The sequence below is a fragment of the Hyalangium ruber genome, from assembly GCF_034259325.1.
Taxonomy (GTDB): Bacteria; Myxococcota; Myxococcia; order Myxococcales; family Myxococcaceae; genus Hyalangium_A; species Hyalangium_A rubrum.
Genome location: NZ_JAXIVS010000004.1, coordinates 48,723 through 63,900 on the forward strand (window position 1 = coordinate 48,723; position 15,178 = coordinate 63,900).

11 protein-coding genes are annotated in these 15,178 nt (G+C 69.7%); 9 read left to right on the plus strand and 2 right to left on the minus strand.

From position 1 onward, the window contains the following. The first annotated feature begins 47 nt into the window (after nt 1–47). The 8 genes from SYV04_RS12440 (at nt 48) to SYV04_RS12475 (ending at nt 11,577) form a co-directional block, all read left to right on the plus strand. Nucleotides 48–662 (plus strand): CDP-archaeol synthase, encoded by a 615-nt coding sequence (locus SYV04_RS12440; protein WP_321545939.1) that lies wholly within the window; start codon nt 48–50, stop codon nt 660–662. Next, entirely contained in the window at nt 659–3,325 is a 2,667-nt protein-coding gene (locus SYV04_RS12445) for a PEP/pyruvate-binding domain-containing protein (RefSeq protein WP_321545940.1), read from the plus strand. The genes SYV04_RS12440 and SYV04_RS12445 overlap by 4 nt, the downstream gene beginning before the upstream one ends. Beyond that, on the plus strand, nt 3,306–4,118 hold the full coding sequence (locus SYV04_RS12450) for a hypothetical protein (protein WP_321545941.1): 813 nt from the start codon (nt 3,306–3,308) through the stop codon (nt 4,116–4,118). The genes SYV04_RS12445 and SYV04_RS12450 overlap by 20 nt, the downstream gene beginning before the upstream one ends. After that, on the plus strand, nt 4,115–5,080 hold the full coding sequence (locus tag SYV04_RS12455) for a class I SAM-dependent methyltransferase (protein WP_321545942.1): 966 nt from the start codon (nt 4,115–4,117) through the stop codon (nt 5,078–5,080). Before SYV04_RS12450 ends, SYV04_RS12455 begins: the two co-directional genes overlap by 4 nt. A gap of 7 nt (nt 5,081–5,087) precedes the next feature. After that, a complete protein-coding gene (locus SYV04_RS12460) occupies nt 5,088–5,855 on the plus strand; it encodes a lysophospholipid acyltransferase family protein (RefSeq protein WP_321545943.1) in 768 nt (255 codons plus the stop codon). A gap of 10 nt (nt 5,856–5,865) precedes the next feature. Continuing rightward, complete coding sequence (locus SYV04_RS12465; RefSeq protein ID WP_321545944.1) at nt 5,866–10,293, plus strand: thioester reductase domain-containing protein; 4,428 nt, start codon at nt 5,866–5,868, stop codon at nt 10,291–10,293. A gap of 189 nt (nt 10,294–10,482) precedes the next feature. After that, nucleotides 10,483–11,310, plus strand: a complete 828-nt coding sequence (locus SYV04_RS12470) for a mechanosensitive ion channel family protein (RefSeq protein WP_321545945.1) — start codon at nt 10,483–10,485, stop codon at nt 11,308–11,310. Nucleotides 11,311–11,355: 45 nt separating this feature from the next. Beyond that, complete coding sequence (locus SYV04_RS12475; RefSeq protein WP_321545946.1) at nt 11,356–11,577, plus strand: hypothetical protein; 222 nt, start codon at nt 11,356–11,358, stop codon at nt 11,575–11,577. An 80-nt stretch (nt 11,578–11,657) separates the two neighbouring features. Here the strand turns inward: SYV04_RS12475 and SYV04_RS12480 are convergent, their stop codons facing one another. Next, complete coding sequence (locus SYV04_RS12480; RefSeq protein ID WP_321545947.1) at nt 11,658–13,886, minus strand: M3 family metallopeptidase; 2,229 nt, start codon at nt 13,884–13,886, stop codon at nt 11,658–11,660. 268 nt (nt 13,887–14,154) lie between these two features. On the opposite strand from SYV04_RS12480, the gene SYV04_RS12485 reads away from it, so the two are divergent. Beyond that, a complete protein-coding gene (locus SYV04_RS12485; RefSeq protein ID WP_321545948.1) occupies nt 14,155–14,778 on the plus strand; it encodes a YiaD family glycine zipper/OmpA-like lipoprotein in 624 nt (207 codons plus the stop codon). A 27-nt stretch (nt 14,779–14,805) separates the two neighbouring features. On the opposite strand, the gene SYV04_RS12490 is transcribed toward SYV04_RS12485, so the two are convergent. After that, nucleotides 14,806–15,099: a hypothetical protein gene (locus tag SYV04_RS12490; RefSeq protein WP_321545949.1), complete on the minus strand. Its 294-nt coding sequence runs from the start codon at nt 15,097–15,099 to the stop codon at nt 14,806–14,808. Between the last annotated feature and the right edge of the window lie 79 nt (nt 15,100–15,178).

Below are 15,178 nucleotides of genomic sequence, written 5' to 3' on the forward strand. Positions count from 1 at the left end.
ATCGGATGCACGAACGCATCCGCGCAATTCCTTGCACGAGAGGGACCATGTCGTGGACCTGGACAGGCAGCGCGGACCCCAGCACGTTGGATCCGCTGCGCTGCGCGCTCTTCCTCATCTCCGCATTCATCCTCGCGGGCGCGGCACAGACGTGGTGGTTCAAGAGCCCGCGCTCCGCGCGGTTCGCGCTCCCACTGGATGGCGGGCGCACCTTGCGAGGCCGCCGCCTGCTCGGCGCGAACAAGACGTGGAAGGGCTTCGTGGTGATGGTGCCCGCGGCGATGGTGGCCTTCGCGCTGCTGGCAACCGCCGCTCGCGCGCTGCCGGGCCTGAGCGAGGGACTGTGGCCGCTGACGCCGCTCCAGTACGCCCTGCTCGGAGGGAGCGCGGCGCTGGGGTTCATGCTCGGTGAGCTGCCCAACTCCTTCATGAAGCGGCAGCTCGGTATCGCTCCGGGCTCGGCGCCGACGAGTCCCTGGGGACGGTGGCTCGGCTTCGCCGTCGATCGGCTCGATTCCATCGTGGGGATGCTCCTGGCCTTGAGCCTGCTGGTCCCCGTGAGTTGGCGGGTCTGGCTCTTCGTGCTGGCCGTGGGCCCCGCCATCCACTGGCTCTTCAACGTCGCGCTGTATGCCCTCGGGGTGAAAGCGAGGCCCGCGTGAGCGCGCTCTTTCGTCGCTTCGAGGAGGCCGAGCAGGTCGAGGAGGTGGGCGGCAAGGCTCACTCGCTCGGGAGGATGCAACGGCTCTCCATTCCGGTGCCCGAGGGCTTCATCGTCACCAACGCCGCCTTCCAGGGCTTCCTCTCCCAAGACGGGCTGGGCGAGTACATCCGTGGACTCCATGCAGGGCTGCGGCGCGAAGACCTGCCCGCCCTGGAGGCCGCCTCGCAGCGCATCCAGGAACTCGTCCTCACGGCCCCGCTCCCCGCATCCTTCCGGGAGCAGCTCGCGGCCTGGCGCTCACGCTGGCTGGAGGGCGAGGAGCTCATCGTCCGCAGCTCCGCCGTGGGCGAGGACTCGCAGGAGGCCTCCTTCGCGGGACAGCTCGACTCGCACCTGCACGTGCGCACCCCCGAAGAGCTGGAACGTGCGCTCGCCGCGTGCTGGGCCTCGTACTGGTCCCGACGCTCGCTCTCGTACCAGCTCTCGCGCGGAGTCCCCCTGCGGGGAATGGGCGTGGTGGTCCAGCGGCTCATCCCCTCGCGAGTCGCGGGGGTCCTCTTCACCCGAGGGCCCGCGGGGGCTCTCGGAGAAGAGATGCTCGCCGAGTACTGCTACGGCCAGGGCGAGGCGCTCGTCTCCGGTCGGCTCAACCCGGGCAGCTTCACCATCTCGCGCGGAGACTACCGCTGGCGCCTCCTCGCCACGCCGGAGCAGGAGGAAGACGGCGCGGCGGAACTGCTCGACACGGAGCGCGTGGCCCAGCTCGGCCGGCAGGGGCTGCTTCTGGAGGAGAAGTTCGGAGGCCCTCAGGACATCGAGTGGACGATCGACGGCGACGGGCACCTCTACTTCGTCCAGGCCCGGCCCATCACCGCGCCACTTGGGGAGAAGAAGCCACCTCCCTCCGAGGAGGCTCCGGGAGCGCTCTGGTCCAACGCGAACATCAGCGAGAACTTCCCAGGCCCGGTGACGCCGCTGCTCTACTCGGTGGCGGCCGAGGGCTACCGTTGCTACTTCCGCAACCTTGCCCGAGCGTTTGGACTCTCCTCACGGCGACTCGAGCGGATGGAGTCCCCGCTGCGCCACCTCATCGGAGCGCACGGCGCGCGGCTCTACTACAACCTGACGAACATCCACGCGGTCCTGCGGGCGGCGCCCTATGGCGAGCTGCTTGCCCGGTACTTCGACCAGTTCGTGGGCGCGCCAGCGGCTCCGGATGCACCCGCGGACAAGGCCCGTGAGTCTCAGCTCTCCCGCGCGCTGGAGCTGGGAGTCATCGTCTTCAAGACGGGCCGGCTCTACCTCTCGATGGAGCAGCGGCTCCAGGAGTTCGAGCGCACCGTGGACACGTTCTGTGCCCGGGCTCACCCGAAGCGGCTCGCCGACAAGCCGCTCTCCGAGCTGCGCGAGGACCTGCGGGGCTTCCTGGACATCCGCTTCAACCGCTGGACTCACGCCTCGCTGGCGGACGCTGCCGCGATGGTCTGCTACGGAGGGCTTCAGCAGTTCCTGCGCCACGAGTTCCCCGCTCCCGAGCAGGCCGCCCTGCACAACACCCTGCTCAAGGGCCTCTCGGACCTGGCGAGCAGCGCGCCCATTGACGCGCTGTGGGCCTTGTCGCGGCGGGTCCGCCAGAGCCCTGAGCTGCGCACGCTGTTCTCGACCTGCACGGGCAGCGAGCTGCTGCAACGGGTACGCGCGGGCGCCTTCCCGGAGTTCAACGCGGCGCTCGATGACTTCTTGGAGCGCTTCGGCTTCCGAGGCTCCGGCGAGCTGATGCTCACCCAGCCCAGCTTCCAGGAGGACCCGACTGGGCTGCTGGAGATCCTCAAGGGCTATGTGGGGCTCGAAGGGCCCTCCCCGGCCGAGCGCCTGAGCACCCAGACCGCGGAGCGCGAGGCCATCACCGCGCGGATCCGCCAAGAGCTGGGTCGGCGACGCTGGGGAGGCTTCGTCCCGTTCACCGACCGGGCTCGACTGTTCGAGCACCTCCTGCGCTGGACTCAGCAGGCGGTGGGCTTCCGTGAGCGCGCGCGGATGAAGCAGGCCCTGCTCTACACGCGGCTGCGCCGGATCGCCCTCGCCATCGGGGAGCGACTGGTGAAACAGGGACACCTGCGCGCGACGGACGACATCTTCTTCCTGACCTATCCGGAGATCGACGCGCTGCTGTCGGGAACGGCGATGTTCGCGGGAGGCACGGCGGCGCTGGTGGCGCTGCGGCGCGCACACCACGAGGAGCTCAGCCGGCTGAACCCGCCGGACACCTTCACCTTGCGGGAGGGCGAGGCACTCACGGAAGCCCTCAGCGATCCTTTCGAGGACGCCGCCCAAGACGGCGGGCCGCTCACGGGGACAGGCACCTGCGGGGGCACGGTCACCGCGCGTGGCACGGTGATGCGAGACCTCTCGGACTCCCACCTGCTCACCGCGGGCGACATCCTCGTCACGCGCCAGACGGACCCAGGGTGGGCCCCCGTGTTCTTCCTCATCAAGGGCCTGGTGATGGAGCGCGGCGGCATGCTGTCGCACGGCTCCATCCTCGCGCGGGAGTTCGGCCTGCCCTCCGTCGTGGGGGTGAAGGACGCCACGCAGCGCATCCGCCAGGGCCAGACGCTCTCGGTGGACGGAGACCTGGGCCATGTCCGCGCGCTCGACTGAGGCCCTCGCCTACCTGCGCGAGCGCTACCCGCTCTCGCGCTTCCTTCCGCTGGCCATGTTCCTGGCGACGGCGGGGCATGCGGGCTCCAGCACCTGGGAGCCGCCGGGACTGGCCCGGAGCGTGCTGCTCGCACTGGGGCTTGTGCTCCAGTTCCGGCTCTGGGATGACCTCGAGAGCCTTCCCGAGGATCGCCGCGAGCACCCTGACCGCGTCCTCTGTCAGGCCCGCTCGCGCACGCCGTTCCTGGCCCTGCTGGGCATCACCGTGGCGTTCAACACCGCGCTGCTCCTGGCCTCCATTCCCGCGCTCCTCGGATACGCGGCGCTGTGCGGGGCAGCACTCTGCTGGTACCGGTGGCTGGCGCCCCGCCTGCCACACGGAGCGCTCACGGCCCATGGCGTGCTCCTCAAGTACCCCGCGCTGGTAGCGATCCTCCACGCGGCCTCGGGAGAAGGAACGCTCCCCCCGCTGGTGCCGAGCCTTGTCTACCTCTGCTTCTGCGTCCACGAGCTGCTCCACGACCGCAGGCTCCTGAGCAGCCCTGGCATGCCGAGACTGCTGCGAGCCGAGATGCTCACCCTGTGGGCCGCATCGGTGGCGCTGTGCCTGAGTTCCCCTGCCCCCAGCGTGCTCTGGGGCGCTCAGCTCGCCCTGAGTCTCGGCGCGCCCGGGCTGCTCATGGCCCTCTACCAGCGAAGCCTCGGGCGGGAGGGCGTAGGCCCGCTCGCGGATGCCGTCTTCGCCCTCTCCTTCCTGCAGACCCTGAGCTTCACCCTGAGGAGCCGTCCATGACCGCCGCCGTCCGTCCCCTGGAGCCCCCCGCCCCTTCCCTCTTCGAGCCCGTCGCCTGTTACTGCTGTGGCAGCGAGTCCCGCACGGACTTCATCACCGCGCAGGACGACCTCACCGGCAAGCCCGGCACCTTCCGCTTCGTGCGCTGCGAGGCGTGCGGGTTGGTGTACCAACACCCGCGCATCGTCGTGGAGCGCATCTCCGACTACTACGACGACGAGTACATCGCCCACCGCAAGAAGACCGACTGGGGCGTGCTCACACCGCTGTACGAGCACGTCATGGGCAAGCACGACCGAGACAAGGACCGGATCGTCAGCCGCTACGTGAAGCTCGGCACGGGCAGCGAGGTGCTCGACGTGGGATGCGCGGTGGGCACCTTCCTCCAGCGGATGCGCCAGCGCCACGGCGCCCGCGTGTGCGGCGTGGACTTCAAGGATCTCCGAGGCCACCCCTCGCTGGAGGGCGTCGACTTCCGCCATGGCCTCTTCTACGAGCAGGACCTCCAGGACGAGCGCTTCGACCTCGTCACCATGTGGCACTTCCTGGAGCACGACTACGACCCACGGCGGACGCTGAACAAGGCGCGCTCCGTGCTGAAGAAGGAGGGGCGACTCGTTATCGAGGTGCCGCGCCTGGACAGCGTCACCTTCAAGCTCTACGGCGACCGCTGGCCCGGCCTGCAGGCGCCCCAGCACACCGCGCTCTACGACAAGCAGAGCCTGCTGCGGCTGGTGGAGGACACCGGCCTCAAGGTCCTCGATTACCTGCCCTACGGCGCCTTCCCCGCCTACTTCTACCTGTTCGCGGGCGCGGCCTTCCGACTCCTCCAGGGCAAGGGGCTCGACCTGTCCAAGGCGATCTACCCGTACTTCGCCGGGCAGCTCGCGCTCACCCCCGTGCTGCTGCTCGAGAAGCGGCTGAACCTGGCCATGCAGACGGTCATCTGCGAGAGGCGGTAAAGGCCCCATGTCTCGCTCGACCGGAGCCCGCACGGCCCTGAACATCGCCGTGTCCTCGGGGCTCGTTACCCTCACCGCGCTCGCCATGCTCGTGGCGCGAGCAGTCACCTTCGGCCGGGCGCGCCGCTTCTGCGCCGAGGTGCTCGGCGCGTGGATGTCCCGCGCCATCCTGCGGCAGTTCGGCGTGACGCTCGTCCTCCATGAGCACGGACCACGGACCACGGGCCCGTGTGTCTACACGTTCAACCACACCTCCACGCTGGACATGTTCATCCTGCTCGCGCTGCGCCTGCCGAGGACGCGCTACTTCATGAAGCGGCGCTCGTGGGTCTTCCCCTCGTTCGGCCTCGCCGCCTGGATGGTGGGGACGTTCTTCACCCCGCCCCAGCGCCTGCCCCGAGCGCGGGTGCGCTGCTTCCAGGCCGCCACCGCGAAGCTCCAGCGAACCGGGGACTCCGTGCTCCTCAGCCCCGAGGGCACTCGCGTCACCACGGGGAAGATCGGCCCCTTCAACAAGGGCACCTTCCACCTCGCGACCGAGATCCAGGCGCCCATCGTCCCGCTCTTCATCCAGATTCCCCCCGAGGGAAACCCCGGCAAGGGGCTGGCCGCGCACCCCTGCACCGTCCACGTCCACGTGCTGCCCCCGGTGCCCACCACGGGCTGGCGGCTCGAGGACCTGGAGCGGAACAAGGAGCACGTCCGCCAGCGCTACGTCGACTTCCTCGCTCACCTGAACGCCGAAGGCACGCCCTCCCTCCCCACCGCCGCCTGAGTCCACACCTATGACGCCTCCTCCTCGAACCCTGGGCGAGCTGCTGCGCCAGCGCGCCGAACGAACCCCCGACGCTCGGGCCTACACCTTCCTCGCGGATGGCGAGACGGAAACGGAGAGCCTCACGTACGCCGAGCTCGACCAACAGGCGAGCGCCATCGCGGCACGGATCCACGCGCTGGGAGGCGCGGGTGAACGCGCGCTGCTGCTCTACCCTCCGGGCCTGGACTTCATCGCCGCGTTCTTCGGGTGCCTCTACGCCGACACCGTGGCGGTGCCGGTGTTCCCTCCGGCCCCGAGCGGGGATGACCGCGGACTGGCCCGGCTGCGAGGCATTGCCCAGAACGCCCGGCTGCGCCTGCTACTCACCACGGAGGCCATCACGGAGATGGCGGAGGCGCTCCTGCCGGGCGCGCCCGAGCTGGCCCAGGTCCAGTGGCTCGCTACGGACGCGGTGGCGCGCGAGGAGGCCGGACGCCTCTCGCCCTCGGTGCGCGAGGGGCTCGCGTTCCTGCAGTACACCTCTGGCTCCACCTCCTCGCCCAAGGGCGTGCGGGTAAGCCACGCGAACCTGCTCCACAACCTGGAGTACGGCAACGCCATCGAACAGAACGACGCGAGCAGCGTGTCCGTCTCGTGGCTGCCGGTCTACCACGACATGGGGCTCATCGAAGGGACGCTGCTGCCGCTGTTCGGGGGCTATCCGGCCTACCTCATGCCGCCCGGAGCGTTCCTCCAGCGGCCCACGCGGTGGCTCGAGGCGCTCTCCCGCTACGGTGCCACCAACAGCGGCGGCCCCAACTTCGCCTACGAGCTCTGCCTGCGCAAAGTGTCTCCTGAGCAGCGCGAGCGCTTGGACCTGAGCCGCTGGCGCGTGGCGTACAACGGCGCGGAGCCCGTGCGCCGCGAGACACTGGAGCGCTTCGTCCAGACCTTCACACCCCAGGGGCTCCGGTGGAAGTCCATCCTGCCGGTGTACGGGCTGGCCGAGGCCACCCTGGTCGTCACCGGTTCTCGCCGGGGAACCACGCCCTCTTTCCGGGACGTCGACGCCGCCACGCTGCGAGCCGGAGAGGCGATCGAGCCGCTGACACCGGACACTCCCACCACCTCGCTCGTCGGCTGCGGAGAGTCGCGCCATGGCGTGGAGGTGTTGATCGTCGCTCCCCAGACGCGCACCCGCCGCGAGGAGCGGCAGGTCGGGGAGATCTGGATCGCGGGCCCCAGCGTCGCGGAAGGCTACTGGGACAACACCGAGGCCACCGCGCGGACCTTCGGGGCGCGGCTGGCGGACGGAGCGGGGCCGTACCTGCGCACCGGCGACCTGGGCTTCCTGCGGGAAGGCGAGCTGTTCGTGACCGGGCGCATCAAGGACGTGCTCATCCTCCGAGGGAAGAACCACTACCCGCAGGACCTGGAGCGCACCGTGGAGCAGGTCCATCCAGCGCTCCGGCCTGGATGCATCGCGGCGTTCTCGATCGAGCACGGCGGCGAGGAGCGCGCGGTGGTGCTGGCGGAGGTGGAACCACGAAAGCTCCTGGAGCCCGAGTCTCTCCCCTCTCTGCTGCGAGCCATCCGTACCGAGGTGGCGGCACGGCACGGCATCGCGCTGCACGCGGTGAGCCTCGTCCCACCGAAGACCCTGCCCAAGACGTCGAGCGGCAAGCTGCAACGCTTCGCCTGCCGGGAGGCGTTCCTGGAGGGCAGCATGAGCGAGCTGGCGCGGGACGTCACGGCCCAGCCCGCGCCGAGTCCCACGGTCGCGCCAGAAGCCGAGCCCGTCCTGGCCATGCTCCTGGAGTACGTCGCGCTCCAGATCGGAGTCCCTGCGGACTCCGTGGACCCTCAGCTCCCGCTCACCCGCTCCGGGCTCGACTCACTCGGCCTCATGGGGCTGCTCGAAGTCGTCTCCCGCGAGGCAGGAAGGGAACTCCGCCTCGAAGAGCTGCTCGAGCACCCTCACCTCGAGTCGCTCGCGAGGCTGGCGACCGGAGAGCGCTCCGAGGCACCCGCCGCCGACCGACTGGAAGTGATGCTCGCGGACGCGGTGCTCCCCCCGGAGATTGCTCCCGCCGACGCGGCGCCACCGCGCTCGGGCCCTCCCCGTGACGTGCTCCTCACCGGAGCAACAGGCTTTCTCGGGGCCCAGCTCCTCCGAGACCTGCTGGTGCGCACCTCCGCGCGGGTCCACTGCCTCGTCCGCGCCGCCGGTGGCCTGAGCAGCCGAGCAAGGCTCCGCGCCGCGCTCCAGGCCCGTGGCCTGTGGGAAGACAGCTTCGAGGCACGCCTGACCGTGGTGGAAGGAGACCTCGGGCTGCCGCTGCTGGGGCTGGACGAAGCGCTGTTCGACGCACTGGCGCGCTCGACGGACGCCGTCATCCACTCCGCCGCAGCGGTCAACTGGGTCTTCCCCTACTCCGCGCTCCGGGAGCAGAACGTGGTGGGCACGCGCACGCTGCTGGCGCTGGCTTCGCTCCACCGCCGGAAGCCGTTCCACTTCGTCTCCTCCCAGCTCGTCTGCCACTCCAGCCTGCGCGCCCCCCGGCAGGTCCTCGAGCTGGAAGACATGCTCCCCGAGCTGCCCGGCCTGCACCTGGGCTATGCCCAGACCAAGTGCGTCGCCGAGCACCTGGCCCGCGCCGCGGCCAACCGAGGGCTGCCGGTGCGCATCTACCGCCCTCCGTTCCTGTTCGGCAGCAGCGCCACGGGCCACTGCGCCACCGACGACTTCCTCGCCGCGCTCATCAAGGGGTGCGTGCAGATGGGCAGCGCGCCGGACATGGACTGGGAGCTCGACTGCTGCCCCGTCGACTTCGTGAGCCGAATGATTCTCGAGGTGGCCTCCCGCGAGCCGAGCGGCTTCGCGGTGCTGCACCCGGTGCCGCCACGGGCACGACACTGGCGCGAGTGCGTGCTGTGGATGAGCCTGCTGGGCTACCCGGTCCACCTCACCCCGTACGGCGAGTGGCTCCGACAGCTCCAGCGCGAGGCCGCCCACCCCGAGCATGCGCTCCATTACCTGCGCTCGTTCTTCCTGCGTCGCCGGAAGGAGGCCGGCGGCCTCACCCTCCCCGAGCTCTACGAGACGGGCCGGCGCAACCGCATCACCTCCCGGCTGACGCGCCAGGAGCTGGCCGGCTGGGACGTTCCCTGCCCGCCGCTGGACGCGCACCTGCTGGACCGGTACTTCGCCTCCTTTATAGAGCAGGGGCATCTGCCCGCCGTGCCGCGACACCGCCAGGGCGAGCGCCACGAGGCACGGACGCGAGTCGAGCCCGCGCTGCTCGAACGCGCGCTGCGACAGGTCTCCGCGAAGGCTCGCCTCCTTGAAGCGCACCGCATGGAGCGCCTCGGAGAGCACGGCATCACCACGGAGCTGACCGCCTGGAGGCACTCCCGGGGCCTGGGCCTCTTCCGCTACCAGCTCCAGCACGAGGCCGGCGTGCTACCGGTCGTGGTCAAGGTGAAGCCCTCGGACGAAGAGGTCCTCGACGTCGCCACCCGCGTGGCGCACCAATGTCATCCCCAGCTAGGCCAGGCGTTCGCGCGCTTCCCCCGACTGCTGGGCTTCACCGGCACCCACGTGCGAGAACTGGAGCTCTACGCGCAGAAGGACCCTCGCTTCACCCGCCACGCGCCCGCCTGCCTCGCGGCGCACCGGGACGACGAAGCACGCCGCTGGCTCCTGGTCCTCGAAGACCTCCAGCCGCTGGAGCTGCTGGACAGCGCCGACACCGAGGGCGCCTGGAGTCGCCCCCACCTCGAGGCAGCGGTGCGAGGCGCCGCGAGCCTCCACGCCATCGGCCTGGGCTCAAACGACTGGACCGGACTCACCCTGCCCCCACCCGTCACCACTGCGGACATGGTCAGCGCGGGGGAACTCTGGCGGGCCCTGGAGTCCCACAGCCGCGAGTGCTTCGCGCAGGCGGGCGGCGGCGAGCTGCCAGCGCTCCACCGCCAGCTCGTGGAAGAACTCGGCCGCTGGTGGGAGCCCCTGGAGCGCCTCCCCCGAACGCTCATCCACAACGACTTCAACCCGCGAAACCTCGCCCTGCGCCAGGACGCGGAGGGCCTTCGGCTCTGCGCCTACGACTGGGAGCTCGCCACGCTCGGCCTGCCCCAGCACGACCTCGCGGAGCTGCTCTGCTTCACCCTGACCGAGCGGACCTCCACGGACGAGGTAGAGCACTACCTGGAACTCCACCGCGCCACGCTGGAGCGAGAATCCGGGCGCCCGATGGACCCCGCGGCGTGGGAGCTTGGGTTCCGCGCCTCGCTCGGAGACCTCCTGGTGAACCGCCTGGCCGCCTACACGGTGGCCCACCGCTTCCGCCGGCAGCGCTTCCTGGAGCGGGTGCTGAAAACCTGGCGCCGGCTTCACGAATTGTTCCCCCTCGTCACGCTAGAGCAGCGGGCCCGCCGGGCCACCGGCTCCTGACACGACAGCCCCACCGCTGACGTGTCAGTCCGAGCCACTGACACGTCGAAGGAGCTCAAACCATGGGAACTCCAACTGCCTGGCCAGAGGGCCAGCAGCCTGGCCGCTCTGTTGCAATGCGCCAGAGAAAGGTAAAGGTCGCCCAGCCAACACTGCCTGGAGCCCTCCAGGAACAGGAGAGCAGTCCCCATGAACTTCGATGTCAACGCACTCACGACGGAACTCATCACCAAGGGCACGAGCATCGGCCTGAAGCTCCTGGGCGCCCTGGCGCTGTGGATCATCGGCGGCTGGGTGGCCGGCATGGCGGTGCGGCTGGTGCGCAAGGGCATGGACTCGCGCAAGCTGGATGCGACCATCGCGCGCTACGTGGAGAGCGCGCTGGGGGTGTTGTTGAAGGTCGTCCTGGTGGTGGCCATCCTTGGCTACTTCGGCCTGGAGACGACCTCGTTCGCGGCGGTGCTGGCGGCGGCGGGCATTGCCATCGGCACGGCGTGGTCCGGCATGCTGTCGCACTACGCGGCGGGCATCTTCATGGTGGTGCTGCGGCCCTTCAAGGTGGGTGACAGCGTCACCGCCGGAGGCGTCAGCGGGACGGTCGAGGAGATCGGCCTGTTCACCACGACCATCAACACGGGCGACAACGTGCGCACCTTCGTGGGCAACAACAAGATCTTCTCCGACACCATCCAGAACTTCTCGGCCAACCCGCACCGGCGCGTGCTGCTGGAGGCGCAGCTGGCCCATGGCGACGACCACCGCGCGGCCATCAAGACGCTGCAGGAGAAGCTGGCGCAGATCCCCAACGTGAAGCAGACGCCGGCGCCGGACGTCTTCATCCAGAACTTCACCCTGGCCGGCCCGGTGCTGGCGGTGCGCCCGTGCTGCCACAATGACCACTTCGGTCAGGTGTCCGCCGACACCAACCTGGCCATCCGCGAGTCGGGCTTCTCGGTGCCGGAGACGCACTCGCGCGTCATCTCCGCCGTGCCCGCGCCCGCCAGCCGGGCGGCCTGAGGCGCCATGGGCACCGGAGACGGGGGAGCGTAGTAGACTGGCGCCGTGAGCTCCCTCGTCATCCGAGTGATTTGTGGGCTGCTGTTCGCCGCGCTGGTGCTGGGCGTGGTGGCCCACCCGCCCTCCAACCTGACTCAGGGGCTGGGCATGCTGCTGCCCGGCGCCTTCCTGCTGAACTTCGCCCTGCGCGGCCCGCGCCGCTCGCTCCTGACCCGGAAGCGAGGCCCGGCCGCCCCCGCGGCGTCCACCGAGTCCCCTCGGCCCTGAAAAGGAAGGCCCCGGTTCCGGGCTCTCACGAGCGCCGGCCGGGGCCTGCCTGCTTCTCGCTGTGTGCTACGGCAGCGGGCCTACTTCGCCGCCTTCTTCGGCGAGGAGGCGCCCGGGACGGGGAAGCCGCGCTTGCGCATCAGCGCGTCGATGCCGGCGTCCTTGCCGCGGAAGGCGCGGTAGCCCTCGGCCGGGTCGATGGTGTTGCCCACTGAGAAGACGTTCTTGCGCAGCCGCTCGGCCACGGACTTGTCGTAGGGCCCCTTGCCCTGGGTGAAGGCCTCGTAGGCATCGGCGGTGAGGGTGTCGGACCAGAGGTAGCTGTAGTAGCCGGCCGAGTAGCCGTCGCCCGCGAAGATGTGGCCGAACTGCGGGGTGCGGTGGCGCATGACGATCTCCTCCGGCATGCCGAGCGCCTTGAGCGTGTCGCGCTCGAACGCATCCGGGTCGATCGTCTTCTCGCCGGCCAGGTGCAGCTTCATGTCGACGAGGGCGCTGGACAGGTACTCCACCGTGCCGAAGCCCTGGTTGAAGGTGGAGGCCTTCTCGATCTTCGCCACCAGCTCTGGCGGCACCGGCTTGCGCGTCTGGTAGTGCAGCGCGAAGCGGTTGAGCACCTCGGGCGTGGGCAGCCAGTGCTCCAGGAGCTGCGAGGGGAACTCCACGAAGTCACGCGCCACGGAGGTGCCGGACACGGTGGGGTACGTCACGTTGGAGGCCAGGCCGTGCAGCGCGTGGCCGAACTCGTGGAACAGCGTCTCGGCGTCCTCCCAGCTGATGAGGACCGGCTCACCGGGCTGGCCCTTCACGAAGTTGGAGTTGTTGGAGACGATGGTGGTGACTTCACCCTTGAAGCGCTCCTGGTTGCGGTAGGCGTTCATCCACGCGCCGGAGCGCTTGCCGGGCCGGGCGTACGGGTCGAAGTACCACAGGCCGATGTGGCGGCCGCTGGTCTTGTCCTTCACCTCCCAGATGCGCACATCGGGGTGGTAGACGGGCACGCCGGTGACGGGGCTGAAGGCGAAGTTGAACAGCTCGCCGGCCACCCAGAACATGCCCTCGCGCAGGTTCTCCAGCTCGAGGTACGGCTTCACCTCGTTCTGGTCCAGGTCGTACTTCGCCTTGCGGACCTTCTCGGCGTAGTAGCGGTAGTCCCAGGGGGCGATCTTGAACTTCCCGCCCTCCTTCTTGACGATCGCCTGCATGTCGGCGACTTCCTCGCGGACGCGGGCGACGGCGGGCGTCCACACCGCCTCCATGAGCTGCATGGCGCGCTCGGGCGTCTTGGCCATGGTGAGCTCGAGCCGCCAGTGCGCGTGCGTGGGGTAGCCCAGGAGCTTGGCGCGCTCGGCGCGCAGCAGGAGCACCTCGGTGATGATCTTGTTGTTGTCCTTCGCGTCGCCGTTGTCGCCACGGTTGACGTAGTTGCGCCACACCTTCTCGCGCAGGTCGCGGCGCGCGGAGTAGGTGAGGAACGGCTCCATGGAGGAGCGCGTGTTGGTGATGGCCCACTTGCCCTTCTGGCCCCGAGCCTCGGCGGCGGCGGCGGCACCGGCGCGCACGGAGTCGGGCAGGCCGGCCAGGTCCGCCTCGTTCTCGATGAGGACGACGTAGCCCTCCTCATCGGCGAGCACGTTCTGGCTGAAGTTGGTGTAGAGCGTGGCGAGGCGCTGGTTGATGTTGACCACGAGCTTCTTGGCGGCCGGGTCGAGCTTGGCGCCGGAGCGGACGAAGTCGGTGTAGCGCAGCCACGTCAGGCGCTGCTGCTCGGGGGAGAGCTTGGCCTTCTCGGGCGAGTTGTAGACGGCCTCGATGCGCTGGAAGAGCTTCTCGTTCTGGGTGATTTCATCCGAGAAGGCGGCGAGCTTGGGCGCCATCTCGCGCTCGATGCCCTGGAACTCGGGGGTGGCCATGGTCGAGGCCCAGACGCCGTAGCTGGTGCCCACGGCATCGAGGGTGCGCCCGGTGTCCTCCAGGGCGACGATGGTGTTCTCGAAGGTCGGCGCGGCCGGGTTGTTGGCGATCGCGGCGATCTCCTGGCGGGCCTTGTCCATGGCCGCCTCGAGGGCGGGCTTGAAGTGCTCGACCTTGACCTGATCGAACGCGGGCACGCCGCCGTAGGGGCCGACCCACTTGGCCAGCAGCGGGTTCTGCGGCTGGGCGGGCGCGGTCGGCGCCGCCTGGGCGGGCGCGGCCGCTTGAGCGGCCGAGGTTTCCTGATCAGTCACGCGGCCCTCCGGGGCGGTGGTCGCGCAGGCGGCGGAGACGAGAGCAGCCGCGCCAGCACTGGCGAAAAAGAGCTTACGCATCAACGGATTCCTCCAGACGGGAGTGTCATGGGTGGGGGTGCAGACTAGCGGGGCCGATTCGGAAGTCGACTCAGAACGGAACCGGGCGCCCCAACAGGGGAGCATGGGGGCTATTCCCTCGCTCGCTCCCCAAGCCCACGGACAGGCGACGGCGCACAGCGTCATCCGGCGCCCCGAGGGGCGAGCAAGGCGCCGAGCCTCCCCAAAGGCCCTGTGAATGCGCTCCCTTGAAGTCCCTTCCAAACGGGAGAGCACAAGGAGGCTTCACGTGAACGCATGGAAGACGGTGGGAGTGCTGGTGCCGGCGCTGATGCTGGGAGTGACGGGCTGCGCGACTCCGGGTAAGCGAACGGCGACGGGCGCGGCGGCGGGCGCCATCGTGGGCGGAGCGGCGGGAGCCATGGTGGGCGAGGACTTCGAGGGCGCGGCGGTGGGCGCGGGCGTGGGGGCGGTGGCGGGCGCGGCCGTGGGCAACTACCTCGACAAGCAGGCGCGCGAGCTGGAGCAGGTGGCGGACACCCGGAGGACGGACGAAGGGCTGCTGCTGAACCTGCGCAGCGAGCTGCTCTTCGAGACGGACAGCGCGGTGCTCACGGAGAGCGCCATCGCGCAGGTCTCTCGGATTGGAGACATCCTGGTGAAGTACCCGGAGGACCGGATCCGCATCGAGGGCCACACCGACAGCCGAGGCGAGGGGCCCTACAACGAGGCGCTGTCGATGCGCCGCGCCGAGGCGGTTCAGCGCGTGCTGATCTCCCGGGGCGTCCAGCCTCAGCAGATGATGGTGCTGGGCATGGGCGAGACGGAGCCGGTGGCGCCGAACGAGACGGTGGCGGGGCGCTCGGCCAACCGCCGCGTGGAGCTTCACATCGACGTGCCGCGGGCCTCGTAAGCCAGCCCGCGGCCCATCGCGCGAGGACTACGGGCAGACGCAGCGGCCGTTACAGTCGTAGTCGAGGTAGCAGGTGTTGCCACCACAGGCGGTGGAGCACGCCGACGCCGTGCTGTAGTACGTGCCCCAGTCGCAGGTCCACTTGCGCGCACAGATGGCCTGCGCGGAGACGTTCTCCTCGGAGCTGCTCTGCTGCGCCTGCTCGTCCACGAGGACGGTCTCGGACGCCGGGGCCTCCTCGGGCGCGTACGTGCCGCCGCACCCCGTGACAGCGAGGGTGAGGCCCGTGATGAAGGCAACCAGCAGAGAGGGGATTCGCATGGGGACAAGACTCCTGGGTATGGGGTTCAGCTCCAACGGCGCTCGCGCGCTATTCGCATTTTACCCAGAGTCATATTCC

Excerpts from the sequence above, each read along its gene's own strand:
- SYV04_RS12440 (WP_321545939.1), top strand. The coding sequence starts at position 48 with ATGTCGTGGACCTGGACAGGCAGCGCGGACCCCAGCACGTTGGATCCG.
- SYV04_RS12450 (WP_321545941.1), top strand. The coding sequence starts at position 3,306 with ATGTCCGCGCGCTCGACTGAGGCCCTCGCCTACCTGCGCGAGCGCTAC.
- SYV04_RS12455 (WP_321545942.1), top strand. The coding sequence starts at position 4,115 with ATGACCGCCGCCGTCCGTCCCCTGGAGCCCCCCGCCCCTTCCCTCTTC.
- SYV04_RS12460 (WP_321545943.1), top strand. The coding sequence starts at position 5,088 with ATGTCTCGCTCGACCGGAGCCCGCACGGCCCTGAACATCGCCGTGTCC.
- SYV04_RS12465 (WP_321545944.1), top strand. The coding sequence starts at position 5,866 with ATGACGCCTCCTCCTCGAACCCTGGGCGAGCTGCTGCGCCAGCGCGCC.
- SYV04_RS12470 (WP_321545945.1), top strand. The coding sequence starts at position 10,483 with ATGAACTTCGATGTCAACGCACTCACGACGGAACTCATCACCAAGGGC.
- SYV04_RS12480 (WP_321545947.1), bottom strand. The coding sequence starts at position 13,886 with ATGCGTAAGCTCTTTTTCGCCAGTGCTGGCGCGGCTGCTCTCGTCTCC.
- SYV04_RS12490 (WP_321545949.1), bottom strand. The coding sequence starts at position 15,099 with ATGCGAATCCCCTCTCTGCTGGTTGCCTTCATCACGGGCCTCACCCTC.